The organism is Roseburia sp. OM04-10BH, from assembly GCF_003462605.1.
Classification (GTDB): domain Bacteria; phylum Bacillota; class Clostridia; order Lachnospirales; family Lachnospiraceae; genus Roseburia_C; species Roseburia_C amylophila.
The window spans coordinates 232,529-257,417 of sequence record NZ_QTZI01000002.1 but is presented as its reverse complement, the minus strand read 5'-3'; the positions used below and the strand labels follow the sequence as shown (position 1 = coordinate 257,417).

26 protein-coding genes and 1 pseudogene are annotated in these 24,889 nt (G+C 41.2%); 23 read left to right on the top strand and 4 right to left on the bottom strand.

From position 1 onward, the window contains the following. The first annotated feature begins 9 nt into the window (after window positions 1-9). The 6 genes and pseudogenes from DXB43_RS03630 (at window position 10) to DXB43_RS03600 (ending at window position 7,997) form a co-directional block, all read left to right on the top strand. Complete coding sequence (locus DXB43_RS03630) at window positions 10-516, top strand: hypothetical protein (RefSeq protein WP_055264227.1); 507 nt, start codon at window positions 10-12, stop codon at window positions 514-516. A 125-nt stretch (window positions 517-641) separates the two neighbouring features. Next, a pseudogene (locus tag DXB43_RS15750) lies at window positions 642-857 on the top strand (ACT domain-containing protein); the annotation flags it as partial. Between the two features lie 135 nt (window positions 858-992). Next, window positions 993-1,466, top strand: a complete 474-nt coding sequence (locus DXB43_RS03620) for a winged helix-turn-helix domain-containing protein (protein WP_330417854.1) — start codon at window positions 993-995, stop codon at window positions 1,464-1,466. 216 nt (window positions 1,467-1,682) lie between these two features. Then, window positions 1,683-6,551, top strand: coding sequence for a YodL domain-containing protein (locus DXB43_RS15380; protein ID WP_243006633.1), 4,869 nt, complete (start codon window positions 1,683-1,685; stop codon window positions 6,549-6,551). 4 nt (window positions 6,552-6,555) lie between these two features. Further along, entirely contained in the window at window positions 6,556-6,765 is a 210-nt protein-coding gene (locus tag DXB43_RS03605; protein WP_006859244.1) for a transposon-transfer assisting family protein, read from the top strand. A 182-nt stretch (window positions 6,766-6,947) separates the two neighbouring features. Continuing rightward, window positions 6,948-7,997 (top strand): PDDEXK nuclease domain-containing protein, encoded by a 1,050-nt coding sequence (locus DXB43_RS03600; protein WP_044999559.1) that lies wholly within the window; start codon window positions 6,948-6,950, stop codon window positions 7,995-7,997. A 42-nt stretch (window positions 7,998-8,039) separates the two neighbouring features. On the opposite strand, the gene DXB43_RS03595 is transcribed toward DXB43_RS03600, so the two are convergent. Both DXB43_RS03595 and DXB43_RS03590 read right to left on the bottom strand, forming a co-directional pair. Beyond that, complete coding sequence (locus DXB43_RS03595; RefSeq protein WP_044999558.1) at window positions 8,040-9,410, bottom strand: relaxase/mobilization nuclease domain-containing protein; 1,371 nt, start codon at window positions 9,408-9,410, stop codon at window positions 8,040-8,042. Further along, window positions 9,359-9,700: a MobC family plasmid mobilization relaxosome protein gene (locus tag DXB43_RS03590; RefSeq protein WP_006859242.1), complete on the bottom strand. Its 342-nt coding sequence runs from the start codon at window positions 9,698-9,700 to the stop codon at window positions 9,359-9,361. The genes DXB43_RS03595 and DXB43_RS03590 overlap by 52 nt, the downstream gene beginning before the upstream one ends. 401 nt (window positions 9,701-10,101) lie before the next feature. Here DXB43_RS03590 and DXB43_RS15270 point away from each other — a divergent pair, with 401 nt between their 5' ends. From DXB43_RS15270 to DXB43_RS03565, 5 genes are all read left to right on the top strand, one after another. Next, window positions 10,102-10,293 carry a hypothetical protein gene (locus tag DXB43_RS15270; RefSeq protein ID WP_199535074.1) on the top strand — a complete coding sequence of 64 codons (192 nt, stop codon included), beginning with the start codon at window positions 10,102-10,104 and terminating at the stop codon, window positions 10,291-10,293. A 375-nt stretch (window positions 10,294-10,668) separates the two neighbouring features. After that, on the top strand, window positions 10,669-10,953 hold the full coding sequence (locus DXB43_RS03580) for a plasmid mobilization relaxosome protein MobC (protein WP_243006638.1): 285 nt from the start codon (window positions 10,669-10,671) through the stop codon (window positions 10,951-10,953). 236 nt (window positions 10,954-11,189) lie between these two features. Then, entirely contained in the window at window positions 11,190-11,942 is a 753-nt protein-coding gene (locus DXB43_RS03575; RefSeq protein ID WP_117946811.1) for a helix-turn-helix domain-containing protein, read from the top strand. Then, entirely contained in the window at window positions 11,939-12,385 is a 447-nt protein-coding gene (locus tag DXB43_RS03570) for a hypothetical protein (protein ID WP_117946810.1), read from the top strand. The genes DXB43_RS03575 and DXB43_RS03570 overlap by 4 nt, the downstream gene beginning before the upstream one ends. A 75-nt stretch (window positions 12,386-12,460) precedes the next feature. Beyond that, window positions 12,461-12,883, top strand: a complete 423-nt coding sequence (locus DXB43_RS03565) for a winged helix-turn-helix domain-containing protein (RefSeq protein WP_117946809.1) — start codon at window positions 12,461-12,463, stop codon at window positions 12,881-12,883. Window positions 12,884-12,905: 22 nt separating this feature from the next. On the opposite strand, the gene DXB43_RS03560 is transcribed toward DXB43_RS03565, so the two are convergent. Further along, window positions 12,906-13,163 (bottom strand): helix-turn-helix domain-containing protein, encoded by a 258-nt coding sequence (locus tag DXB43_RS03560; RefSeq protein WP_117946808.1) that lies wholly within the window; start codon window positions 13,161-13,163, stop codon window positions 12,906-12,908. 169 nt (window positions 13,164-13,332) lie between these two features. Here DXB43_RS03560 and DXB43_RS03555 point away from each other — a divergent pair, with 169 nt between their 5' ends. Then, a complete protein-coding gene (locus tag DXB43_RS03555; protein WP_006859231.1) occupies window positions 13,333-13,668 on the top strand; it encodes a hypothetical protein in 336 nt (111 codons plus the stop codon). Window positions 13,669-13,766: 98 nt separating this feature from the next. On the opposite strand, the gene DXB43_RS03550 is transcribed toward DXB43_RS03555, so the two are convergent. After that, window positions 13,767-14,114: a helix-turn-helix domain-containing protein gene (locus DXB43_RS03550; RefSeq protein WP_117946806.1), complete on the bottom strand. Its 348-nt coding sequence runs from the start codon at window positions 14,112-14,114 to the stop codon at window positions 13,767-13,769. 522 nt (window positions 14,115-14,636) lie between these two features. Here DXB43_RS03550 and DXB43_RS03545 point away from each other — a divergent pair. From DXB43_RS03545 to gatB, 11 genes are all read left to right on the top strand, one after another. Then, entirely contained in the window at window positions 14,637-15,077 is a 441-nt protein-coding gene (locus DXB43_RS03545; RefSeq protein WP_075680336.1) for an RNA polymerase sigma factor, read from the top strand. Further along, window positions 15,061-15,300: a helix-turn-helix domain-containing protein gene (locus DXB43_RS03540; protein ID WP_117946804.1), complete on the top strand. Its 240-nt coding sequence runs from the start codon at window positions 15,061-15,063 to the stop codon at window positions 15,298-15,300. Before DXB43_RS03545 ends, DXB43_RS03540 begins: the two co-directional genes overlap by 17 nt. Window positions 15,301-15,681: 381 nt before the next feature. Beyond that, a complete protein-coding gene (locus tag DXB43_RS03535; protein WP_243006632.1) occupies window positions 15,682-15,966 on the top strand; it encodes an excisionase in 285 nt (94 codons plus the stop codon). Window positions 15,967-16,073: 107 nt separating this feature from the next. Next, window positions 16,074-17,288, top strand: coding sequence for a site-specific integrase (locus DXB43_RS03530; protein WP_117946801.1), 1,215 nt, complete (start codon window positions 16,074-16,076; stop codon window positions 17,286-17,288). Window positions 17,289-17,516: 228 nt separating this feature from the next. Beyond that, window positions 17,517-18,008, top strand: a complete 492-nt coding sequence (locus DXB43_RS03525; RefSeq protein WP_117946799.1) for a low molecular weight protein-tyrosine-phosphatase — start codon at window positions 17,517-17,519, stop codon at window positions 18,006-18,008. Then, window positions 18,009-18,905 carry a DUF3658 domain-containing protein gene (locus tag DXB43_RS03520; protein WP_117946797.1) on the top strand — a complete coding sequence of 299 codons (897 nt, stop codon included), beginning with the start codon at window positions 18,009-18,011 and terminating at the stop codon, window positions 18,903-18,905. A 3-nt stretch (window positions 18,906-18,908) separates the two neighbouring features. Beyond that, window positions 18,909-19,430 carry a nitroreductase gene (locus tag DXB43_RS03515; RefSeq protein WP_117946795.1) on the top strand — a complete coding sequence of 174 codons (522 nt, stop codon included), beginning with the start codon at window positions 18,909-18,911 and terminating at the stop codon, window positions 19,428-19,430. A gap of 405 nt (window positions 19,431-19,835) precedes the next feature. Next, window positions 19,836-21,581, top strand: a complete 1,746-nt coding sequence (aspS, locus tag DXB43_RS03510) for an aspartate--tRNA ligase (RefSeq protein WP_118705090.1) — start codon at window positions 19,836-19,838, stop codon at window positions 21,579-21,581. Between the two features lie 12 nt (window positions 21,582-21,593). Beyond that, window positions 21,594-21,890 carry an Asp-tRNA(Asn)/Glu-tRNA(Gln) amidotransferase subunit GatC gene (gene gatC, locus DXB43_RS15265; RefSeq protein WP_022242659.1) on the top strand — a complete coding sequence of 99 codons (297 nt, stop codon included), beginning with the start codon at window positions 21,594-21,596 and terminating at the stop codon, window positions 21,888-21,890. A 15-nt stretch (window positions 21,891-21,905) separates the two neighbouring features. Continuing rightward, window positions 21,906-23,369 carry an Asp-tRNA(Asn)/Glu-tRNA(Gln) amidotransferase subunit GatA gene (gene gatA / locus DXB43_RS03505; RefSeq protein ID WP_117946793.1) on the top strand — a complete coding sequence of 488 codons (1,464 nt, stop codon included), beginning with the start codon at window positions 21,906-21,908 and terminating at the stop codon, window positions 23,367-23,369. A 14-nt stretch (window positions 23,370-23,383) separates the two neighbouring features. Next, on the top strand, window positions 23,384-24,814 hold the full coding sequence (gatB, locus tag DXB43_RS03500) for an Asp-tRNA(Asn)/Glu-tRNA(Gln) amidotransferase subunit GatB (protein ID WP_117946791.1): 1,431 nt from the start codon (window positions 23,384-23,386) through the stop codon (window positions 24,812-24,814). Window positions 24,815-24,889 lie beyond the last annotated feature (75 nt).

Here is a 24,889-nt window from a genome sequence, read left to right as displayed (position 1 = left end):
GGACGTTTTATGTCAATGGAAATAAGCAGTAATTATAAGGATTACAAAAATGAGTATTTAGATAGGGTACAGACAGGGCAGGATAAAGTAAAAGAAGCTTCACAAGATCAAAGGGGGGAGGATAAAAACGAAGGTATTCCCGTTCCAAAGGACGAGTATATTAGTAGCGAAAAATCTGGTAGCAAGCCAAGTGGTCTGTATCGTTTAGGGCAAGATGAAAATGGTAATCCAAAAGTAATGTATGATGATCCTAAGAGAGTCGCAAAGGCGAAAGATGTTCAACCAAAGGAGGAGCCAGCGAAAAAGGCAGAGAAATGTACGACAAATACAGATAATGTTGACAGAGAGATTGAGAAACTCAAGGAGGAAAAGGAACAGCTTGAACAGCAGATAAAGGCTGCGGCGGGGGACAAAGAAAAGGTTAAGGTATTGGAGAAAAAGCTGGCTCAGATTGAGGGGGAGTTAAGCCAGAAAGATAATGATACATACAGGAGAAAGAATGCAGTAATTTCTTAAACAAATTATGAATATGAGGGGGTGAATAAGAGGGAAAGGCTTTATTCACTCCTTTTGCAAAAGGAAAGAAGTTCAGATTAAGAGTAATTGCAGAAAAGGATTTCGATTCTATATCTCAAGGAGGACAGAGAGATGATGAATGGAAGGCATTCAGAATACAGGGAACATTGGATTTTTCCTTAATCGGAATCCTTTTAAAAATATCTTGCCTGATGGCAGAAAATAATATAGGCATTTTTGCTATATCTACGTTTAATACGGATTATGTTTTAATAAAATCAAAAAATTTTTCAAAAGCAATAGAGCTGTTGTCAAAAACAGGGTATAGAGTTGCAGAATAACAAATTGTTAAGAGGATAGCAGTTTGGAACAACCGGAAAAATAATTTCCTTTATAGCATATAGGAAAAATAAATAAGAAAGATCAAATAGCAAGTACCACATTGTTTGGTTGGATATAGGAATTATTCTTTTGTATTGACCAGAGCTTTAGCAGTAGATAAATGTAATAAGGCAGGTGATGTGTATGGGAAAATGTTAGTTCTGACATTTGAGGATAATGAGGATGCTATGATGAACCGCATACTATCGTTTATAAATACCAGAGATGAAATTACTCAGATGTCAGATTTGAATAATCATCTGTTGAATTTCAAAGGTCTTCTGATTGACGAGGTTCAACGGGTGATAATTTGGGAGAATCAGGAGATAGATCTTACCTATACCGAGTTTGAAATCTTGAAGCTTCTTGCAAAGCATCCGGGAATAGTGTTCAGCAAGGAACAGATTTATGACATTGTGTGGAAGGAATCCTATTCCGGTGATTACAACATCGTCATGAGCCATATCCGGAATATCCGGGAGAAGATAGAGGATAACCCAAGTAAGCCAATCTATATACAGACGGTATGGGGCGTCGGCTATCGTTTCAATAAAAATTTGATAGCATAGAAACAGGCAATTAAGAAACAAAATCTTGGTTGTCTTTTTTATTTGTAAAAAACATTTACAGCGACAGGTGCAGAAAGGAGACAGGAGTACATTGCAGAAATCAAAACGAATCAGGGCAGTAATAATAAAGATATAAGTGAATATCGTAATTGTGCAAGGGCAGTCAATAATGGCTGCCTTTTGTCATGCAAAAAATAAGCAGATGGAGGAAATACAATGGCAGATGCTAAAACAGAAAAACAGAAAGTACAGGAAATAACGGAGAAGCTGGAGCAGGGTATCAAGGAGCTTTTTGAAAGCGAGAAGTACAAGACATATCTGAATACCATGTCAAAATTCCACAATTACAGCTTTAACAATACCATGTTAATCGCAATGCAAAAGCCTGACGCTACGTTAGTGGCCGGATTTAAGGCTTGGCAGAAGAATTTTGACAGGCACGTTAAGAAAGGGGAAAAGGGTATCCGTATCCTTGCTCCGGCACCGTACAAGATTAAGGAAGAACAGGAGAAACTTGATCCGGTAACGGGAGAGATTATGCTTGATAAGAACGGAATGCCCATTACGGAGGAAGTGGAGATTAAGATACCCGCCTTTCGTGTGGTTCCGGTCTTTGATGTGTCACAGACGGACGGAAAAGAGCTGCCGGATATAGGGGTAAATGAGCTTTCGGGAAGCGTGGAGGACTATGAGGATTTTATGCAGGCACTTACGGAGGTTTCCCCGGTTCCCATTACCTATGAAGATATAGAAGGGGAGGCAAAGGGATATTTCCACACCACAGACCACCGGATTGCCATACAGGAGGGCATGAGCCAGAGCCAGACCGTAAAGACCGCTATCCATGAGGTGGCACACGCAAAGCTCCATGACCGGGAACAGAATCAGGATATAGATGCGGTCTTAGACAAAGACCGCAACACAAAGGAAGTGGAAGCAGAGAGCGTTGCCTATACGGTGTGTCAGCACTTCGGCATTGATACCTCAGACTATTCCTTTGGGTATATCGCCGGATGGAGCAGTGACCGGGATATGAAAGAACTGAAATCTTCCCTTGATATCATACGAAAGACCGCTTCGGAGCTGATCACAGGCATTGAGGACAGGTTAGCAGAGTTACAGAAGGACAGGGCAGTGGAGCAGGAACAGAATAAGGAGAGTATTCTTCTGATACAGAATGATGATCTGACACAATACAGCCTTGTGAGTGTTGTGGGCATGGACAGACAGGAGCTTATGGACGTTCTTTCAGCCATGAGTGAGGACAATAAGCTGAGTATTCAAGCATATCTGGAGAGTAAAGGGGCATGGACTACCGAGATTGCCAACGAAGATACAAAAGAATTTGGAGAATACCACCTTGATGTCCGCTACAATACCGATACAGAGGAACTTGTGGATATGAAAGAACGAAAGGAAATCTATGATAGAGCAATGGAGCCTGTTGCTGCCGGAGATGTAGTGGTAAAATTCTCCGGTTCGATGGGAAGTGAATGGGAGATTTCCAAAATCACAAATATGTCCCCGGATGAAGTTAAAAAGCTGCTTTATGATATGGCGCTGCTTAACGAGAATGAGTGGGACGGAGATTATAATTTGTATCTGAAAGAACATGGGGCAGAAATGACTTTGATTAGTTCCAGTGCCGGACTGAATGAACACGCACCGCAGTTTTTTGATTTTGCATACGATGCAGATATAGGCGTGAGTGCATCAACGGAATTGTCTGCCATACAGCAGGCAGAGAACCTTATCAACCGCATGGAGCATGGGGCAACGGTCTTTACGGATGATGAGAGAAATCTGATTGTGAATTACAATTACAAGCTCGATGACATGGAAAAGACAAGAGAATTGGCGGAGAAACTTGCATACATGATAGAAAATCAGCCTGTCAATGAAGCGCTTACTGTCATAGATGCACAGGCGGAGATTGATGCACTTCCGGATGGCAGGATAGGTCTTTCTGAGATGCATGAGTATGGTTATTCATGGAATGAAATGCTGCCTTTGACAAAGGATAAGGCAACAGAGCTTTTCGGGGAAGATGTGGCTGTGTATCAGCTCCATGAGGACGGTTCCGAAACGCTCATTGAAGATTTGGAAGAATTAAAGGAGCATGAGGGCATTTTCGGAGTGGAAAAGGACGATTGGAGTGCCTATCTGGAACACCAGAGTATGAAACAGGAGTTAGAGGAAAGCCCTGCAAACAGGGAAGCACAGCTTCTATTTGGCAGTGAGGACAGATTTGGCATATATCAGCTCAAAGATACAGAGGAAGCAAGGGACATTCACTTTATGGGAATGGACTATCTTGAAAGCAAGGGCATTGCGGTTACAAAGGAGAATTATGATCTGCTTTATACCGCACCGTTAGAGGGGGGCACAAACCTTGAAGATATTTACACCCGCTTTAATATAGATCGTCCGGCAGATTTTCGGGGACATTCCCTTTCCGTCAGTGATGTGGTGGTGCTTCATCAGAACGGAGAGAATACAAGCCATTATGTGGATTCCTTTGGTTACAGGGAAGTGCCGGAATTTACAAAGGAGCTTATGGCAGAGCATACACAAGAACAGACTTCGGTCATTGATGAAACAACGGAGATCCTTTCGGAGATAGCACAGGAACATGCAGACGATGAACCGGACAGGGAAAATGAAGTGTTCCTCGTCAATTACAACGAATGGCGTGAGGTCAGTATGCTTGACTTTGAACAGAATTACTTTGCCATTGACGATCCGTATGCAGACGGGGATTTCAGGCTTTTGCATTTGCAAAGCCAGATCAAGGACATCACACCAGCAGGAGTGCATTACGATACCTATGAGGAAGCTGCGGCTGCTTTATATGAAGCAGAGCGGGAAATGGCGAATATGCCTTTCAACAAGGAAAATAACATTGGTTTCTACATGGTAAACGGAAGGACACAGCTTGAGCGCATCATGGAAGCAAGACAGCTTCAGAAGCATATGGATATTGATAATGACAAGGTATCCTACTATGTCATTGCCGATTTAAGCACATGGGCAGAGAACAGCTCAGAAAGGAGCAAGCTGGAGCGTTTTGACAGCATTTCTGAAGCAATGGAAGCATTTCAGGCTTATCGTGGCAAAGATGCACAGTACAGCGATGACAAGGCAAGGACAACCTTTGGTGTCAGTGTGCATGGCATTGAATTTGATGTAATCCATGTAAAGAATAACGAAAACGTCCTTTCCCTTGATTTTACCCACAGCAGTGAAGCAAAGGAAAGTAAGCACTTCATGGACGATTTGCAGACGTTGAGTGACAGTATCGGCATCGACAAGGTAAGAGTACACCGGGATATGACACCGGAGGAAGTGAAAGACTTTGTGAAGCGGCGTTTTGAACATCAGTTGAAACAGGGCGGTCTTGATGATATTTCCCTTTATATGAGCCGGTTCGATACGCTCTATGAACAGGGCAAGATGGAGAAGTTAATGCCTACTGCCAACCAAAAGCACATCGAGGAAAATGTACCGATTACGGAGTGGGATAATCCGTATTTTGAGGTAAAAGAGCCGGAGCAGATGGCATTTTCCATAAAAGATAAATTTGTCAGCATACAGACCTGTACGGAGGGATATGATTATTCCGTTTTTGATGCGGATTATAAGCTGGTTGACGGTGGCGTGTATGATAATCCTGATATTTCCATTCATGCGGCGTTAAAGGACGTTCTGGAGGACTTTGGACTGTCGGAACAGGATAAGCGTATTCCGGTGGACTATGAGGAGCTTATGGAGAAAACAGAAGCGGTGGAGCGTGAACGGTTAAGCGAGCGTATCCGGGAGGAAGCAGACAGTGTTGTTGCTGATTTCAAGGCAAAGACAGAGGAATTATTTAACGGAATCAACGGACAGACACAGGACGATATAGAGCAGACGGTATGGGCATATCTGCAATCCAAGCTTGACGAGTATGAGATAGATGTTGAGCTTGTGGATGTGGTGGTGTCCGGAAGCAGATGCAGAGGTCTGGAGAAAGCAGGCTCCGATCTGGATGTGGTTGTGGAGTATAAGGGCAGGGAGCATGAAGATGATCTGTTCAATGTCTTTAACGAGGACGGTCTTATGATTGGCGGGGTAAAGGTTGACATCAATCCTATCACAGAGGGCAAGACCGGAACACTTGCAACTTATCTTCCGGAAGTGGAAAGCTATCTTGCAGAGAAACAGGCAATGCAGAAAGCGTCTGCTGTGGAAGCCATACCGGAGAAAACCATTACCTTAACGGTTGCAGAGTGCGGCGAATTTCACAGTCTGGGAGAGTTCCATGAGAATATCGCAAGCGTGGAGGAAGCAATCGCTGTGTGGAAAAGCATACCGCCGGAGCGCATGAATGGGATTCCGAGTATCGGCATTAACATACACACCGAGGGAACCGAGCGTTATGAGGACGTGGAAATGGATATTCTCTCCGGCAAGGTCATTGATCTGGAGGTTTTGGATTATGTACCGGACATAACAGACGAGCCGAAAGCAATCGAGGTCATAGCGGAGCTGATTGACAAGTTACCGGACATTGAGGTGCGTGGTTCACTGGAGAAGTGGCAGGCGGCTATCCTTGCTTCTCAGATAGACCAGTTTTCCTACGATTATGATACCTATCAGTATCAGGATACGGTTGAGGACAGGGAAGCACAGGTTGCTAACATCACTGAGGACATCAGAAACGGAAATACCGGGTATCTGAATGACTTTCTCAATGCGGTCATTTCTGAAGGCGTCAGAGAGGGTATAACGGACATTTTCGGAGAGGGTGTGGAGATTGATGACAGCGAAGCGGTTCAGACTGCGAGAAGGGCGAAGGAGCTGCTTGACAAGCTGGCAGAATACAAGCCGCTTGCAAAGGTGGAGGAGCTTGAAGAACAAAATTACAACATGATTGATAATGTCTTAAACAATGGAGCGGAGAAAAAGGAACAGGAGCAGATCAAAGGCAGAATTTCCATAAAAGAGAAGTTGGCAGAGAAAAAGGCAGTCATAGAGCAGAGGGATAAGGCGGAACGTACTTCACCGGAAAAGGAAACCGAGAAAAAATCACAGAGGGAGATGTAAGAAGATGAGTAAATTCACAGTAGAAGAAATCAATTTCATGTGTGTGTTTGAGACACAGGACAGGACGGATATGATTGGGCAGATCAGACAGGTAATGCCGCACATAAAGGACAGCGATATGGAGGAGCTTGGAGAGCAGGTGTTAGGTAAGCTCCAGAGCATCACCGATGAGGAATTTGCAGAAATTTCTCTGGAAGCGGCAGAAGATATGTAGGAAAGATAGGCAGTTGGCTGTATTGCTGGCTGCCTGCTTTTTTATTTTCTCAAAAAATATGGCATATAAAATTGATTGAGAAAAATGGTTTTGTAGGGTATAATTCTAATGCATATATTCCGATGTTAAAAATGGAACACAGTGTGTTCCGTTTTTTGAAATGTATTATTTGGGAGGTAGCAATGAAAAAGAATAACGAAATTATCACAAATGATATAGATAAATTCCCAGAATTTGAAAATATAAGAAATGCAATATTAGAAGCACGAGAGAAAGTAGCTACAACGGTTAACTTTGCTATGGTATCCGCTTATTGGACGATAGGAAAACAGTTACATGAAGCAATGAGTGGTGATGGTTCTATTTATGGAAAACAACTGATAAAGTATGTTTCGGTAAGGTTAAGTGAAGAATTTGGGCAAGGATTTGATGAAAGAAATTTGCGTAATATGCGACAGTTTTATGAGGTCTATCCAAAATGGAACACAGTGTGTTCCGAATTGAGTTGGTCGCATTACAGATTGCTTATGCGTATAAAGGAACAAGAAAAAAGAGAGTATTATCAAAATGAATGTGTAGAATGTGGATGGAGTGTACGACAGTTAGAACGTCAGATAAATTCATTTTATTATGAGAGAATATTAGCCACTAGCGAAGGTAAAAAAGCAGAAGTAAGGGGAGAAATCCAATCACTGGAGCCTAATACAGAACCAAAGCATTTATTAAAAGATCCGTATATTTTAGAGTTTTTGGGTTTAGAGGAAAATAAGACATACCTGGAGCATGAACTGGAGCAGGGATTGATTGATAATTTGCAGAATTTTTTACTTGAATTGGGAAAAGGCTTTTGTTTTGTAGCAAGACAAAAAAGAATTACTATAGATGGGGATCATTACTACATCGACTTGGTGTTCTATAATTACATTCTAAAGTGTTTTGTTTTGATTGACTTGAAAACACATAAGCTCACATATCAGGACATCGGTCAAATTGATTTTTATGTAAAATACTTTGAGGAAAACATTAAAACGGAAGGAGATAATCCTACGATTGGAATTGTTCTTTGCTCGGAGAAAAATGAAACAATGGTTAAGTATTCCGTATTAAATGAGAATGATCATTTATATGCTTCAAAATATAAGTTATATATGCCAACAGAAGAAGAATTGAAGAAAGAGATAGAGCGTGAACGATTTAATATTGAACAAAGACTTGATGATTCAGATGAATAATATCAAGGCAGATGTCCTGTGTTGGATATCTGCCTTGTATTATTATAAAGTCTGATTTTTACTTTTTTCCTGCTGTTCCTGTGCCGGATCGGGCTGTGTCCGTCCGAGATACTGATTGAGATTTTCCTGTTTCCGTTTCAGCTCACGCACTTCCTTTTCACAATTTTTATAGGTGGAAGTCAGCTCGCTTTTCTGCTTCATCAGTTTCTGATACTCAGCTTTTAGTTTATCGACATTCAATCCCTTTAAGCTTATGTCCGCCTGTTCAAGCATACGTCTGGCGCCGCCATAAAGAATAATCTGGCTTTCGTATCTGCGGAAATATGCGTCAGGGTTCTTGGCTTTTTTGTAGCCGATATGATAGGAGCGGTTGTCTTTGTACTGCTGTGCGTATTTGATGATTTCCGCAAGGTCTTTGATGCGGTGTTCCAGTTCCACCACGCTCTGCTTTGCAGACTTTCCGGCTTCGGTTTTCACTGCAATTTTGTGTTCCAGTTCTGCAAGGGAACCAACCTCATTATAGCTCTGTGCGGCAATCTTTAAATTCTCGATGGCAGCCCACCTTTGCAGTCCCGGACTGCTTTTGAATTTTTCGTCAGAGGTGTCAATGAGCCTGCGGGCAGAGTAGTCCCTTTTGGGAATCACTGCCTTTCGTTCCCGTTTCCTTTCAATGCGTTCCCTGATACGTTCCTTTGTGTATTCCTTACCCAAAGACTTCGCACTGCCACGCACAAAACGCTCTTTATCTAGAGGGCGGAATGAGATGTATTTGGCAGCTCCTTCTTCAAAAGTTTCCCCCTTGATTTCATACCCTTTGGCTCTCATCAGAAGCAGAAATTCTTCATAAGTGGAAGCCGACTTGATACAGAAATTGATGTCCTTTCTGATCTGCGTTTTCCATGCAGAACCATTCTGATCAGACTGCCATTCTTTGTATTTTCTGCCACGCTGATCACCCGGAATGATGACGGAAAGATTGTGCTCCCTGCACAGCTCATCACTCAGTTTCCGGATGTGATAATAGGACTGTTTGCAGTCGTGATATTTGTTATGTTCGATGTTGTCAGCAGCGCAAAAAATGATGTGATTATGAACGTGTCCTTTATCAATATGGGTGGTTACAATATACGAATATTTCCCCTCTAAAAGTTTATCTGCAAGTTCCTTTCCAATGCGGTGTGCTTCTTCAAAACCAACCTCTCCCGGAGCAAAAGCCTGTATCAGATGATAGGCTTTGTTGGGACTGTTTTCCCGGCAGTGGTCGAGAGTATATTTGAAGTCATAAGCTGCGGTTTCCGGAGAACAGGCATAAGAGGAAACGAACATTTTTTCATCGGTCTTTTCGGGGTTGCAGATGTAGTCTATCGCTTTATCAACGGTTGCTTTGATAGCATGGATTTTTGTGTACGCCATACCTCATTCATCAACTCCTTTACTTCGTCCATATCTTCCTGATAAATATTCCCGGTGCTGTTTATTCGCTTGGCAATCTGATTCAGATTTGAGCTGATACGTCCAAGCTCCGTATTATAATTTCTTAAATAACTGTAATCTACGTCATAGACATAGCCATACAAAATGAGCTTTCGCAAGAAAGCGGACTTGCTTTTCATTCCCGATAATCGGAACTTCTCGTCCAGGATATACTGTTCGTCATCATCGAGATAAAATTGCACAGGATTGGTGCGTTTTCTGTTTGCCATTTCTCTAACTCCTTCTTTTTTTGGGTACAAAAAAACTGCTGTAAAATGTTCGATGTTTTACAACAGTTTGTTTCAATGTGTATTCGATTTTTGGATAGAATTATCCAAGAAAAATTGTAGCAAAATTGCAGAAGAAGGTCAATGATTTTGCTGTGAAAAGTGGCTCAAAAAATATAAGAGGGTTAGGGATACTTCCCTATGGAAATTTACGGGTTATGCCTGCGGCATGAAAAGTAAATTTCAGCCTATGTGTCATGACATGGGCAGTGCTTGCTATGGTTGTTTTCGACACTCCCGGAGGGTGTGTCGGTATTTTAATGTAGGTGAAAAAAGGTTGTGGGTGTTCTTTTTGAATGACAAAAACAGGATACAGTATAATGACCAGTGCAAGAAGTGTGTGCATGAGTGTAAGCAGAGCTTTCGGTGCAGGATTGTGTGGTGTGGGAAGTATTACTCTAAACGGAGGAAAAGGTAGAACAAGAGAAACCAAAGACCAAGAGTCAGGAAGTAAGTTTATAAAGTTTATGGAAAGAGCAAATAGCAATCTATCTGCTTTTTCCTGTTATATGGTTATTGTAAGCCGAGAAGGTTAAGTGACGAACAAAGGGAACAGGCAAGACAGAGAATGTTATTGGTAAATTCAGGCTGTTCAGGTTGTATTTAATGAGGTTTTTGTCCACTTGCGCTATTAGCTTTAGAAATTTTTATATAATTTCCGATATAATAAACGAAAAGAAAAAGGAGGTGGAACATGATAAGAATTGCAATATGTGATGATGAAAAGAACATACGAACCTATCTTTCATCACTTGTCAGGAAATAGAATATTGAATGTGAAATCACAAGTATGCTTCCACTGATGAATACCTGTCAGATCAAAAGGAACATGGAACGATATGGCAAAGGATAGAGCCAATAGAACGAGAAAAAATGAACTGAAAATTTATTTGAACGATAATGAAAAATAAATCCTGGACAGAAAGGTGGAACTGTCCAAGCGGAAGAGTGCTTCGGATTGCATTAGGACACTGATACTCTTTGGATTTGTTTATGATGTGGATTATTCTTATTTAAGACAATACAATGAAACACTTGGAAAAATCAGTGGAAATCTGAATCAGATTGAGAAGAGAATTAGCAGCACCGGGAATGTTTATGGAGAGGAAATGGCAGAAGTGAAAGCAATTATGGATGAGGTGTGGAAGACGCAGAAGGCGATGTTGAAAAAGCAGCCATTGATACATAATAAATAACTTAAAAATAATAAGGAACGAAATTGAAAGTATATAATTGCAACCAATGTAAGAAAGGTGCCTTGAGGTATAAGCGATAGATTGATGACAGACTGTATGGTATAATTTGTAAGTTGATTTTATTATGGAAGCCGTAATCACAGTTATTGCAACTTAAAATTGCTTAGTTGCAACTGTATTTTGATAGTCTTCACAAGATAAAAATGGTACGCTGAGTGAGAAAGGAGTAGTGATATATGACATTAGGGCAAAGAATACAAAAAGGAAGAAAAGAGGCTGGTCTATCTCAAGAGGAATTGGCAGAGCAGTTAGGTGTATCAAGGCAGGCTGTTAGCCGATGGGAGAATGATAATGGTTATCCAGAGATGGAAAAAATCATACGTTTAAGTCAGATTTATCAAGTGAGCTTAGACTATTTAGTTGGAAACGAACAAGAAAAACCGGGAGAGGATATATCAGAAAAAGGTTGGTATGTCAGTAATGAGTTGGCAGAAAGCTTTCTGGCACATCAAAAATCAAAGTTTATAAAAATAGGTATTTGTTTTCTACTGGCGTGTGTGTCTAGTGTGTTTTCTTATATGAATATGTATAACAACGTTGGTGATGTGATTAGTACGTTTATCATAATTGTTGCTATTATTTTGATAATCAGTATGGTTATATCAGACAATCCATATAAAAAGATTTGGACAGAACCATTGGTCTTTGATGCCGAAGTGTTGAAACGATTAAGAGTGACATTTGCGGAAAATAAGAAAAAGTATAAGATAATGATATTAGGAGGCGCATTTGTATTCTTAATAGGATTTCTGTTTTTGCCAGATTTCTATTGGACTGTTCCAGAAGATTTGCAGTATATATGGTATGCGTTAGGAGATGCAGTACAGGGAATAGGTGGATGCTTTGCAATTTATACATGGGGGATATGGCGAGCATATAGGCTATTAACAATGAATGAAGAGTATTGGAGGAGGAAGAAGAAAAAATGATAAAAAGGACATATTTATTGACAATATTATTAATAGTTTGTTTGTTGACAGGTTGTGGGAACAAAACAGAAAAGATGTGCCGTATCGAAATACGAAATGAGAATAGCACAGATGTTATAACATTAGAACAACAGTCTCAAGCTGATGTAGATGATTTTTTCGATGAGGACGAATGGACCGAATGCGAGAACTTTGATGAAAAACTGGTTTCTGAATATGTAATAGAGTTGTATCAGGAAAAGACACATACTAGAGTGCAACCTGATAAAGAAAATACTTATGAAAAAGTCATGGAATATACCACATATAAGGATTCAGATATTGTTAAGGTAGTTATTAGCAAAGATGCCATAAAAAGTGGTGGTGTGTCAGAAGAAGATTTAACCTTTTACTATAAAGGTTCAGAGCAATTTTTTTCAGCACTCAATAATGTTTTGAAGTGATTTCTGAACTTAAAATTGGATGAACCAATGGGAATGGATGCCTATCTTGTTATAAGGGGGTGATTGTATGGGAAAATGTTAATACTTACATTTGAAGATAGAGAGGAAGAAATTCTCAACCATATAATATCCTATGTCAGTACGGGAGCAAGAGCATTTCAAGTAATTGAAAATGCAAAAACAAATTTGAGTTTTAATGGATTAGAAATAGATGATATAAATCGTTCGGTAAGAAAACAGAAACAGGAAATAGATTTGACATTTACAGAGTTTGAAATCCTTTATCTGTTAGCCAACAATCCAGGCAGAGTGTTCAGCAAGGAGCAGATTTATGATATTGTCTGGAAAGAATCATATTCCGGTGATTACAACATTGTCATGAGCCATATTCGGAATATTCGGGAAAAGATAGAGGATAACCCAAGCAAGCCAATCTATATACAGACGGTATGGGGTGTGGGCTATCGTTTTAACAAAAATTTAAGCAGTGGTCTGTAAATGAAGAAATACAGATCACTGCTTATTTTTCGTTTTTAACTCCTAAAAGATATTCACATGATACTTGGAAATATTCAGCAAGAGCAACTACTTCATAATCCGGCACAAATCGTGTGCCTTGTTCGATTCGTAATACAGTCAAATCGCTAAATTCATATCCGGCAAGCTGGAGCTGTTCTGCCAGTGCTTTTTGCGATAGCTGCCTTTCAGTTCGCAATTCCTTTACTCTCTGACCTATCAGATTTTTGGAATTGCTTTCTTTATTCCAGTAAATTTTCATATCATCACCAACTTTCTAAAGATGAAGTGTCACATGATTGATTTTACGGAATAATCTTGATAATATACTTCTAAAGATGAAGTGCGGAAAAATATTGTTGTAAGAAATTTTAGGATTGATAATACTGCCTGTAAAATGCAATACTTATTTAGAGAAAGGTGGACACAAAATGAATGAAGTATTTGAAAGATTATCTGATGTTTTTGAGGAGCTTCGAAGCGATGCAGGCGAACGGGAGTATTCCATACAGACGGAGGAAGCAAAGAAGGCGGATAAGGAACTGAAAAAAGAAAACCGGGAATATGAAAAATTCTTATCTGACCTTTCTACAGAGCAGAGAAATTTTTTAGAAAACTATATGGATATTGTAGATCATGCACACTTTCAGGAACAACAGAGAGCCTATTATCAGGGTATCGTAGATGCAGTACAGATACTTGCTGGACTTGGGATTGTTAAAGAGAGTGTTAAGGTAAAAGAGTTATTGAATACAATAATGAAATAAGTAAGCAGGGTGGAGCATCCGATCATGGAACTTCCACCCTGTTTTTCTCCAGAATAATTCAGAAACAATCAAGTTAAAATCAAAATCATTCTGCTATTCTAATTTGTGGGTTTGTTATATGTCCGAAGATAGGCTTCCACAATGGCAAGAATCGTTGTTATCTGTTCTTCTGTACATTGTGAGAGATAGACCAGCAGCCTTTGATAATCCAAATTGTCAGTTGGAGCTGCCGGATAAAAGAAAGGATCAGCGGAGATATGTAAAGCACGAATCAGTTGCCCCAATTTCTCAAGGCTTGGAATATTGCCATGATTTTCAATTTCCTTGATATACCTTGAGGAAACACCGGACATTTCTGATAACTCATCGTATGTCAGCTTTTGATCCAGTCTAGCCTTTTTAAGACGAAACCCCATGTCTTTATCAATTTTCTTAGATCTAGCCATATATGCACCTCCATGTATAGTGTATAGTGCACGTTTTGGTTTGGAAATGCACTAATAATACACTTTAACAGAGGAATATAATGCACTAAATAAATATAGGAACTTTGGATATTGCATATAAAAAAACGCAGTATTCAAAGGTTTTTTCACGTTGTTTTGTCCTTTGAATATGTTTGGGAGAGTTATGTGTTCTGAACAGTTTAGAGGATATTTTTATGTTATTAGGAACCTGTCCGGCATTTTGCGTGGAAAGGTAATTTTATAGGTCGCATCTTCGCAGATGCGGCAAAGTATATCATGGAAAGTGCACTATGCGCACTTGTATTGTGTGGTAAAAAAATTAATATCAGATATAGGAAACGTCCTGTGGGTATGTACCTGCAAGGGCGTTTTTTATATACATAAAATTTTTTTCAAAAAGTTGTCGATTTTTCGACGCTGTTCATATTTCCATTCGTGCTACGGAGTGAAAGGGAGATATTTCACTCTGTTCCAAATGGGTGTGGAAGGAGGTGAACTCTTATGGAGCAATCTTCTTCCGAAAAGCAGTTAAGAATAAGGAAACAGTTTGACAGCTTTTGTAAAACCCTGTTAAAGAATGAAATGATTGACTATGAACGGGCAAGAAGCTATCGGCAAAAGCATGAAGTTTCTTTCTCGGAACTAACGCAGGAGGAGTTGAGTCGGTTGAATACTGAGGATGATTACATAGCAGAATCAGAGGTATTTCGTGTCCTTGATTATGATATTGAGGTAAAGGACGAGCTGATCAGTGAAGCATTGAAGTATCTGCCGGAAAAGAAGCGGAATGTTATTTTGCTGTCTTTTTTTCTGGATATGACAGATACGGAAATCGCAAAGCACATGAATCTTGTCAGAAGTACCATTCATCATCACCGGGTAAGCTCACTCCAGGCATTAAAAAAGATTATGGAGGGAATCAGGAATGGAGAAATCAAGTAAATGTTCAAAGTTGCTACCTTACCATATCATTGCGGCAGCAGCTTCTGGCGATGTGGAAGCAATCAATGAGGTTTTGAAACATTACGAGGGGTATATTGCAGCTCTGTCTACAAGAAAGCTCTATGATGAGTGCGGGAATCCGCATTACTGTGTTGATGAAACTTTACGTCGCAGATTAGAAACAAAGTTGATTACGAAAATATTGGCTTTTGAAGTTGCATAGCAGGCGGTCAGCGGTGTCCCTTTCCATTCACTGATCGGTGCGTATGCACCCTGTACCTTGACAACTGAATATTGATTGCATACAGGACGTGAGGATATGCGGAGCCACTAGGCAGGTTCGCCAAGAGATACCTGCTCTTTTTGAGTGAACGTGAGGGAATGTTGAAACACTACATTGAAGCAAAGGTATGGAGCGAGAAGAATTTGGCAAAATGTGTAGCAGTTGCACAGGGCGATGAAGCATATCTGTGATAATGATACTTCCGGAGAGATCCGGTCAATTTGAATGACGGTGCAAGACCGATGTGGGCAGAGTAATGACCTGCCATCTGTATGGATTTTTTGTTGTCTGCTGATGAGAGATAGGAGCATGGGTTCCTGTTTGTCATGGGCAGATAAAGTGTTGCCTATTATGAGAAAGATGGAGGTGTTGAAAATAGATAATACAGAGGCAAAAGTGAAAGGAAAGATGGTTCCAATATGGAAGAAATATATGCTAACAGTTGACGAGGCTGTTCTGTATTTTGGAATTGGAGAAAAGAAGATAAGGATGTTAATTTCTGAGAACGTTGATTCTGATTATTGCTTTACTGTTCAGGTGGGGAATAAATCGTTGATTAATCGGCATAAATTTGAAGAATTTCTTAATCAAACCACTTCCTTGTAGGAATGAAAAATACAAAACTTTATCACTTTAAAGTGGTAAATGCCTCCCTGGTATGATATAATATGGTTGTCGTGCTAGGGCTTCTTCGTAGAAAGGAGCAAAGACGTTTGAGTGAAAGAAATCGCAATCAGAAAAGACGTGATAAAAAAGGACGTATTTTACGAAACGGAGAAAGCCAGCGAGCGGATGGAAGATATGCATTTGTTTATACAGACTGCTTTGGAAAACAGAAATTCCTTTACAGTTGGAAGTTGGAATCGACAGATCCTCTTCCGGTAGGAAGAAGACCTTGCCAGTCACTTAGAGAAAAGGAAAAAGTCATATTAAGGGATATAAATGATGGCATTACTCCTTATGGTGATAATTTGACAGTTCTTGAGTTGGTAAAAAAGTATATTGCTCAGAAGACTGGGGTTCGCCATAATACAGCTGCGAATTATAATTTTGTTATCAACATTATTAAGAAAGAGGAATTTGGAGCATTAAGGATTGATAAGGTAAAACTATTAGATGCAAAAGCATGGTTGATTAAGCTTCAGGCAGATGGTAGGGGATACAGCACCATTCATTCAGTTCGTGGAGTGGTAAGACCTGCTTTTCAAATGGCTGTAGATGATGATTTGATTCGTAAAAATCCGTTCGAGTTTCAACTATGTACAGTAGTTGTAAACGATAGTGTAACAAGAGAAGCCATAACCAGAAAACAAGAAAGAAAGTTCTTGGAATTTATTAAGAATGATGAGCATTATAAACGATACTATGATGGTATGTTTATCCTCTTTAAAACCGGACTTCGTATTTCAGAGTTCTGCGGATTGACACTTTCCGATATTGATTTTGAAGAAAAGCAAATCAGTGTAAATCATCAGCTTCAAAGAACCAGAGATATGAAGTATGTTATTGAAGATACCAAAACGTCAAGTGGAACCAGAATCATTCCTATGACTGAGGAAGTGTATGAATGTTTTAAGCGTATTGTTGAAAATCGTAAAAAGCCCAAGAAAGAACCTGTGATTGATGGATATAAGGGATTTCTGTTTTTAGATAAGAAGGATATGCCGGAAGTTGCTTTACATTGGGAAAAACATTTTGAGTGGGCATTGGCTAAGCATAATCGAATCTATAAAGAGCAGTTACCAAAAATCACGCCGCATGTTTGCAGGCATACCTACTGCAGCAATATGGCAAAAAGCGGGATGAATCCTAAAACGCTTCAGTATCTTATGGGACATTCGGACATTGGGGTAACATTGAATACATATACGCATCTGGGAGCAGAGGATGCCAGGGAAGAACTTGGCAAATATGCTAAGATGGCTTAAAAGATTAAGAAAATTGATACAACTAAAAGATAACCTAAGTGGAAAAAGTCTTTAGTAAAATGAGAAAATCGTGCTGTTTTACTAAGATTTTTACTAAATTTGGATGACAAAATATACGAATTTATGCCACGATATGCGACGAAAACGAAGAAAACAATCTATCACAGCAAATCGTATAAAGTGGCGTAAAATCAAGGAAAATCAGTATTTTCAAGGAGTTTTTAAGGCATGATAAAAATATTATTTGTGTGCCACGGCAACATCTGCCGTTCCCCCATGGCAGAATTCATCCTAAAGGACCTCGTCGCCAGACGAGGGCTCACCGACCGCTTCGAGATAGCTTCGGCTGCCACCAGCACCGAAGAAATCTGGAATGGCATTGGGAATCCGATTTACCCGCCGGCGCAGACGGAGCTTAAGAAGCATGGAATCGGGAATACGCCGGAGACTGATTTTCGGGGCAAGCGGGCGAGACAGTTGACAAAATCCGATTATGAGATTTATGATTACCTCATAGGGATGGACGAAAGCAATATCCGTGGAATCGAGCGGATAACCGGGCATCGTGGCGGTAAAATATCCATGCTGCTTTCCTTTGCCGGAGAGCAGGCAGCAATATCTGACCCATGGTATAGCAGCAGGTTCGATAAAACCTATGCGGATGTAACACGCGGATGCGAAGCATTCTTAGAATATCTCATAGAGCAGGGAGAAGTGTAGATGATAGAAATCTTATTTGGCGAAAGTGAAGGCGGAGCCATGAAGCTTGCGAAGAACTATCAGCAGCCGGATTATGAGGATGGACCAACCGCATGGCTTGGGGAAAAGCCGGACAAAGCCACCTTTGAAGACATGTTTGCAGGAGAAGCAGTTGGCGGAACTTCTGCGGAGGTCATTATACTGCCATTTATGTTGGACATTGGCAGCCTGAGGGAACCGCTGGATGGTACATATCGGAAGAAGATAATCTTAGAGCAGTATGGTGTCTATTGGAATGAGGATGAAAAAGAGAAGCGGGAAGAATTAGAGCAGGCAGTGGAAACCTATGGGAAAGAGCTGCAGCGGATGGAGCAGTTTGCAAAGCAGGGAGAATCTTTCCGTATCTGGTACAGCAACAAGCCTTATTCCCTGTGCGGACTCTGCCATGCAGTCAGTGTGCTGCGGAAATATGAATGTGCGATATCCGTGGTACGTCTGCCGGATTATGTAAGAGAAGAAGAGAATACGACAGTACGCTATTCTTCCTGGGGAGAAGTAGATGCCGGACAGTTTTATCGATTCCTCCCATTGGAAAAGGAACTTTCAGAGCATGAGCAGAAAGTATTTGCATCCAGATGGGACGAACTTAAAGAAGAGGATGCACCTCTTCGGGTTCTGATAAATGGCTGTCTGGTGGGCGTAAAAGAGGATTTTTATGATTTCTTGATTCGAAGAGAACTGCCGGAGGGCGAAATCATACAGGCAAGACTTATTGGAAATCTGTTGTTAAAATATCCCCTTGGAATCAGTGACAGTTGGTATATGAACCGCATCAAACATATGATTGAGACCGGAGAAATAAAAGTAGTGAAAGAGGCGGATGAAATTTTCCGCCGGAGCATCAGAAAGGAGCAGTAAGGAATGAACGAGATCATAAAAGCAATGGAGACAAGAAGAAGTATCAGAGGTTATAAGGAAGATATGGTGCCGGAAGAGCTGATTGCAGAAGTAGTGGAAGCCGGAACTTATGCGGCTACCGGAATGGGCAGGCAGTCACCGATTATACTTGCAGTTACCAATAAGGAAGTAAGAGACAGACTTTCCAAGGTAAATGCCAAGATTATGGGAACAACCGGCGATCCGTTTTATGGAGCACCGGTGGTACTGGTGGTGTTAGCAGATAAGAGCCGCCCAACCTATCTATATGATGGAAGCCTTGTCATGGGCAATCTGATGCTGGCAGCACATTCCTTAGGTCTTGGAAGCTGCTGGATTCACCGTGCAAAAGAAACTTTTGAGCGGGAAGAGGGAAAAGCAATTTTAAAGGAACTTGGCATTGAAGGAGATTACGAAGGCATTGGAAACTGTGTCATCGGCTATGCAAAAGAACCGGCAAAAGACGCCGCTCCGAGAAAAACAGATTATGTTCATTATATAAAATGAAATTGGATAATATAAAGGACATAGTGAAAAAATAGCATCAGATTTGTAAAAAATACTTGCAAAACAAAAAAAGCAGTGCTATCATAGTCAACAACTAGGAGATATAGTTGTAAAAGCTGGGAAAGAGACTCTTACTTTTAGAGGCCGACAGGAATACAGCGTCACCGACTGAGAGCGCTGTTTGGAAGAGAAAGCAAAGGGAACACTCTGGAGCCGACTGGCTGAATTACAGTAGGTCAGTACGTAGTGCACGTTACGCACGAAGAGAGGGAAGATGAAGCATTCATTTTCCAATGCGGGTGGTACCGCGGATAAGAAGATTATTCGCCCCGGAATACGAGTCAGTATTCCGGGGTTATTTTTATACTCCGGGCTGACAATCATATCAGAAAAGGAGTAGATAAGATGAGCAACATTTACAGAGACGTAACCTTAAATCAGGTAAGCGAAAACGACATTGGAAAGACACTTCGGGTAGCAGGCTGGGTAGAGAATATCCGTGACCATGGCGGCGTATCCTTTATTGATTTAAGAGATATGTATGCAGTAATGCAGATTGTAATCCGGGATGGAAAACTGTTAGAGGGAATCCGCAAGGAGCAGGCAGTTTCCATAGAAGGTCTGATTGAAAAAAGAGATGAAGAGACCTACAATCCAAAGATTCCGACCGGAACCATTGAATTAGAGGCAAAGAGCGTAGATATTTTAGGAGAGGTTTATACACAGCTTCCATTTGAAGTAATGACCAGTAGGGAAGTCCGCGAGGATGTCCGGTTGAAATACCGTTATCTGGATTTGAGAAACCAGAAAGTAAAAGACAATATTATTTTCCGTTCCAGGGTAATTTCATTCTTAAGAGAGAAAATGACAGAAATGGGATTCTTAGAGATTCAGACTCCGATTCTTTGCGCATCTTCTCCGGAGGGCGCAAGAGATTACATCGTGCCATCCAGAAAATACAAAGGAAAATTTTATGCATTGCCACAGGCACCACAGCAGTATAAACAGCTTCTGATGGTATCCGGATTTGATAAATATTTTCAGGTTGCACCATGTTTCCGTGATGAGGATGCAAGAGCAGACCGTTCACCGGGAGAGTTCTATCAGCTTGACTTTGAAATGAGCTTTGCAACCCAGGAAGATGTATTTAAGATTGGTGAAGAAGTACTTTCTGCAACCTTTGAGAAATTCGCACCGGAAGGCAGTAAAGTAACGAAAGCACCGTATCCAATCATCAGTTATAAGCAGGCAATGTTAGAGTTCGGAAGTGACAAACCGGACCTTCGGAACCCACTTCGTATCATCGATGTGACAGAGTTCTTCCAGAGATGTACCTTTAAGCCATTTATCGGAAAGACCGTAAGAGCCATCCGCGTACATGCAGAGATGTCCAAAGGTTTCCATGAGAAACTTTTGAAATTTGCAACCGGAATCGGAATGGGTGGATTAGGATATCTGGAAGTATTAGAAGAGGGAAGCTATAAGGGACCGATTGACAAATTTATCCCGGATGACATGAAAGAAGAATTCAGAAATCTGGCAGGTCTTGAAGTAGGAGATACCATTTTCTTCATGGCAGATAAAGAAGAGCGTGCCGCATATTATGCAGGCATGATTCGAAATGAATTAGGCGAGAAGCTGGATTTAATTGAGAAAGATGCATACCGTTTCTGTTATGTCAATGATTTCCCAATGTTCGAGCGTGACCCGGAGACCAAGAAAATCGGATTTACCCATAACCCATTCTCCATGCCACAGGGCGGCTTAGAGGCACTCAATACCATGAATCCACTGGACATCTTAGCATACCAGTACGATATCGTCTGCAACGGCGTGGAACTTTCCTCCGGTGCAGTCCGTAACCATGATATGCAGATTATGGAGAAAGCCTTTGAAATCGCAGGTTATGATAAAGAAGTGCTGAAAAATAAATTCGGAGCATTATACAATGCATTTCAGTTTGGAGCACCGCCACACGCAGGAATGGCTCCTGGCATTGACCGTATGATTATGTTACTGCGTAACGAGGATAACATCCGTGAAGTCATTGCTTATCCGATGAATGGAAATGCACAGGATTTGATGTGCGGAGCACCAAACGAAGTAACCGAGCAGCAGTTAAGAGAAGTTCATATCAAAGTACGTGATTAAGGAGGAAAAACAATGGCAAATGTGATTTCAGATGAAACCATGGAATACGTTGGAATCCTTGCAAAGCTTGAGCTTTCCGAAGAGGAAAAAGCAGCAGCAAAAAAAGACATGGAAAGCATGTTAGATTATATTGATAAATTAAATGAACTGGATACATCCGGTGTAGAACCGATGTCCCATGTATTTCCGGTGCATAATGTATTCCGGGAAGATGTAGTAACCAATGGTGACGGCGGCGAGGATACCCTTGCCAACGCGCCGGAGCGCAGAGATCGGGCATTTGTTGTACCAAAGACCGTAGATCAGTAAAGGAGGCGGCAGAAGATGAATTTATTATCACTGACAGCAGTAGAGCTTGGAAAAAAAATCAAAGCCCATGAAGTATCAGTAGAAGAAGCTACAAGAGCCGCCTTAGATGCCATTGCAGCAAGAGAGGATGCGGTACACAGTTTTGTTACCGTAGATGAAGAAGGTGCAATGAAGCGTGCGGCAGAAGTGCAGAAGCTCATTGATGACGGCACATTGACAGGACCGCTGGCGGGAGTTCCGGTTGCAATCAAAGATAATATGTGCACAAAAGGAATGCTGACCACCTGCAGTTCTAAAATTTTATATAACTTTATTCCGACTTATACCGCAGAAGCAGTATTAAATCTGGAAAAAGCCGGAGCAGTAATTCTTGGAAAGACCAACATGGATGAGTTTGCCATGGGAAGTACCACAGAGACCTCTGCTTTTGGAGAGACCAAAAATCCATGGAATACCGAGCATGTACCGGGCGGTTCATCCGGTGGAAGCTGTGCGGCAGTAGCAGCAGAAGAGTGCTTCTATGCATTGGGTTCTGATACCGGTGGATCCATCCGTCAGCCGAGTGCATTTTGTGGTGTCACAGGAATTAAGCCAACCTATGGAACCGTATCCCGATATGGACTGATTGCCTATGGTTCTTCTTTGGATCAGATAGGACCGGTTGCCAAAGATGTGACAGACTGCGCAACCATTTTAGAGACAATTACTTCCTATGATAAAAAGGATTCTACTTCCATTCAGAGAGAAGAGACCGATTTTACCAGTGCATTAGTCGATGATGTGAAAGGAATGAAAATCGGTATTCCAAGAGATTATTTTGGAGAAGGACTGGATGCAGAAGTAAAGGATGCTATTTTAGCAGCCGCTAAGAAATTAGAAGAAAAAGGTGCTATCGTAGAAGAGTTCGATTTGAGCCTGGTAGAATATGCAATCCCTGCTTACTATGTAATTGCAGATGCAGAAGCAAGCTCCAACCTTGCCCGTTTTGATGGCGTAAAATATGGCTATCGTACGAAAGACTACGAAGGACTTCACAACATGTATAAGAAATCCCGTTCCGAAGGCTTCGGAGCAGAAGTAAAACGTCGTATCATGTTAGGCTCCTTTGTTTTAAGTTCCGGTTATTATGATGCATATTATCTGAAAGCACTGCGTACGAAAGCATTGATTAAGCAGGCATTTGATAAAGCATTTGCAAAATATGATGTTATCTTAGGACCGGCAGCACCGACCACCGCTCCGAAGTTGGGAGAGTCCTTAAGCGACCCGCTGAAAATGTATTTAGGCGATATCTATACCGTATCGGTGAACTTGGCAGGACTTCCGGGAATCAGCCTGCCATGCGGCATCGACAGCAAGGGACTTCCGATTGGCATGCAGTTGATTGGAGACTGCTTCAAGGAGAAGAATATCATCCGTGCCGCTTATGCCTTTGAACAGACAAGACCATATCAGCACAGCCCGTTAGCAGCAGAATAGGAGGAAAGAAGATTATGAGTAAACAGTATGAAACCGTCATCGGACTGGAAGTCCATGTGGAACTGGCAACCAGGACCAAAATCTTCTGTGGCTGTTCTACTGCATTCGGAAGTGCGCCAAATACACACACCTGTCCGGTCTGTACCGGTATGCCGGGCTCTCTTCCGGTTTTAAATAAACAGGTGGTAGAATATGCCATGGCAGTAGGTGTTGCCATGAATTGTGAAATCAACCAGTATTGTAAATTTGACCGGAAGAACTATTTCTACCCGGACAATCCTCAGAACTATCAGATTTCCCAGCTTTATCTTCCAATCTGCCACGATGGCGGCATTGAGATTGAGACTTCAGAAGGAAAGAAAACCATTGGAATCCATGAGATTCATATGGAAGAGGATGCGGGAAAATTAGTCCATGATGACTGGGAAGATGTTTCCCTGGTGGACTATAACCGTTCCGGTGTGCCACTGATTGAGATTGTATCTGAGCCGGATATGCGTTCTGCAGAGGAAGTCATTGCTTATCTTGATAAATTAAGAATGATTGTGCAGTATCTTGGTGCATCCGACTGTAAGATGCAGGAAGGCTCCATGCGTGCAGATGTCAACTTATCTGTCCGTGAAGCAGGAGCAAAAGAATTTGGTACCCGTACCGAGATGAAAAATATCGGTTCCTTTAAAGCAATTGCAAGAGCCATTGAAGCAGAGACAGCAAGACAGATTGATTTGATTGAGTCTGGCGAAAAGGTGGTTCAGGAGACCAGACGCTGGAATGATGACCAGGGATATTCCTATGCCATGCGTTCCAAAGAGGATGCACAGGATTACCGTTATTTCCCGGAACCGGATTTGGTTCCAATCGTTATCAGTGATGAATGGTTACAGCGCATAAAAGACGGTCAGCCGGAGCTTCGCGAAGCAAAACGTCAGCGTTATCAGGATGAATTCGGCCTGCCGGAATATGATGCCAACATTTTAACATCTGCAAAGAAAATGGCAGATGTTTTTGAGGCAACAACCGCAATCTGCAATAAGCCAAAGAAAGTATCCAACTGGCTGATGGGTGAGACCATGCGAATCTTAAAGGAGCAGAATAAAGACCCGGAGGATATCGCATTTTCACCGGAAAATCTGGCAAAATTAATCGAGCTTACTGATGCCGGAACCATCAATGGCAATGTGGCAAAAGAAGTATTTGAGCAGATTTTTGCAGAGGATATCGACCCGGATAAATATGTAGAAGAGCATGGATTAAAGACTGTAAATGACGAAGGTGCATTACGTGATACCATTGCCAAAGTCATCGAAGAGAATCCACAGTCGGTAGAAGATTACCGCAATGGGAAAGAAAAGGCAATTGGCTTCTTAGTAGGTCAGACCATGAAAGCTATGAAGGGCAAAGCAAATCCTGGAATGGTAAATAAAATCTTAAAAGAACTGTTATAAGAGTTGTGATAAAGCTTTGAAAAGAGCATGACAGAATGTGTTTCGAAAGCATATTCAAATTTATAAAAAATCCTG

What these genes read in the sequence shown, in the direction of transcription:
- DXB43_RS03600 (WP_044999559.1), top strand. Translation starts at nt 6,948, where the DNA reads ATGAAAAAGAATAACGAAATTATCACAAATGATATAGATAAATTCCCA.
- DXB43_RS03605 (WP_006859244.1), top strand. Translation starts at nt 6,556, where the DNA reads ATGAGTAAATTCACAGTAGAAGAAATCAATTTCATGTGTGTGTTTGAG.
- DXB43_RS03515 (WP_117946795.1), top strand. Translation starts at nt 18,909, where the DNA reads ATGAACGAGATCATAAAAGCAATGGAGACAAGAAGAAGTATCAGAGGT.
- gatA (WP_117946793.1), top strand. Translation starts at nt 21,906, where the DNA reads ATGAATTTATTATCACTGACAGCAGTAGAGCTTGGAAAAAAAATCAAA.
- gatB (WP_117946791.1), top strand. Translation starts at nt 23,384, where the DNA reads ATGAGTAAACAGTATGAAACCGTCATCGGACTGGAAGTCCATGTGGAA.
- DXB43_RS03545 (WP_075680336.1), top strand. Translation starts at nt 14,637, where the DNA reads ATGGAGCAATCTTCTTCCGAAAAGCAGTTAAGAATAAGGAAACAGTTT.
- DXB43_RS03570 (WP_117946810.1), top strand. Translation starts at nt 11,939, where the DNA reads ATGATAAAAAGGACATATTTATTGACAATATTATTAATAGTTTGTTTG.
- DXB43_RS03565 (WP_117946809.1), top strand. Translation starts at nt 12,461, where the DNA reads ATGTTAATACTTACATTTGAAGATAGAGAGGAAGAAATTCTCAACCAT.
- DXB43_RS03575 (WP_117946811.1), top strand. Translation starts at nt 11,190, where the DNA reads ATGACATTAGGGCAAAGAATACAAAAAGGAAGAAAAGAGGCTGGTCTA.
- DXB43_RS03525 (WP_117946799.1), top strand. Translation starts at nt 17,517, where the DNA reads ATGATAAAAATATTATTTGTGTGCCACGGCAACATCTGCCGTTCCCCC.
- DXB43_RS03550 (WP_117946806.1), bottom strand. Translation starts at nt 14,114, where the DNA reads ATGGCTAGATCTAAGAAAATTGATAAAGACATGGGGTTTCGTCTTAAA.
- DXB43_RS15270 (WP_199535074.1), top strand. Translation starts at nt 10,102, where the DNA reads ATGAGTGTAAGCAGAGCTTTCGGTGCAGGATTGTGTGGTGTGGGAAGT.
- DXB43_RS15380 (WP_243006633.1), top strand. Translation starts at nt 1,683, where the DNA reads ATGGCAGATGCTAAAACAGAAAAACAGAAAGTACAGGAAATAACGGAG.
- gatC (WP_022242659.1), top strand. Translation starts at nt 21,594, where the DNA reads ATGGCAAATGTGATTTCAGATGAAACCATGGAATACGTTGGAATCCTT.
- DXB43_RS03555 (WP_006859231.1), top strand. Translation starts at nt 13,333, where the DNA reads ATGAATGAAGTATTTGAAAGATTATCTGATGTTTTTGAGGAGCTTCGA.
- DXB43_RS03590 (WP_006859242.1), bottom strand. Translation starts at nt 9,700, where the DNA reads ATGGCAAACAGAAAACGCACCAATCCTGTGCAATTTTATCTCGATGAT.
- DXB43_RS03560 (WP_117946808.1), bottom strand. Translation starts at nt 13,163, where the DNA reads ATGAAAATTTACTGGAATAAAGAAAGCAATTCCAAAAATCTGATAGGT.
- aspS (WP_118705090.1), top strand. Translation starts at nt 19,836, where the DNA reads ATGAGCAACATTTACAGAGACGTAACCTTAAATCAGGTAAGCGAAAAC.
- DXB43_RS03540 (WP_117946804.1), top strand. Translation starts at nt 15,061, where the DNA reads ATGGAGAAATCAAGTAAATGTTCAAAGTTGCTACCTTACCATATCATT.
- DXB43_RS03520 (WP_117946797.1), top strand. Translation starts at nt 18,009, where the DNA reads ATGATAGAAATCTTATTTGGCGAAAGTGAAGGCGGAGCCATGAAGCTT.
- DXB43_RS03595 (WP_044999558.1), bottom strand. Translation starts at nt 9,410, where the DNA reads ATGGCGTACACAAAAATCCATGCTATCAAAGCAACCGTTGATAAAGCG.
- DXB43_RS03630 (WP_055264227.1), top strand. Translation starts at nt 10, where the DNA reads ATGTCAATGGAAATAAGCAGTAATTATAAGGATTACAAAAATGAGTAT.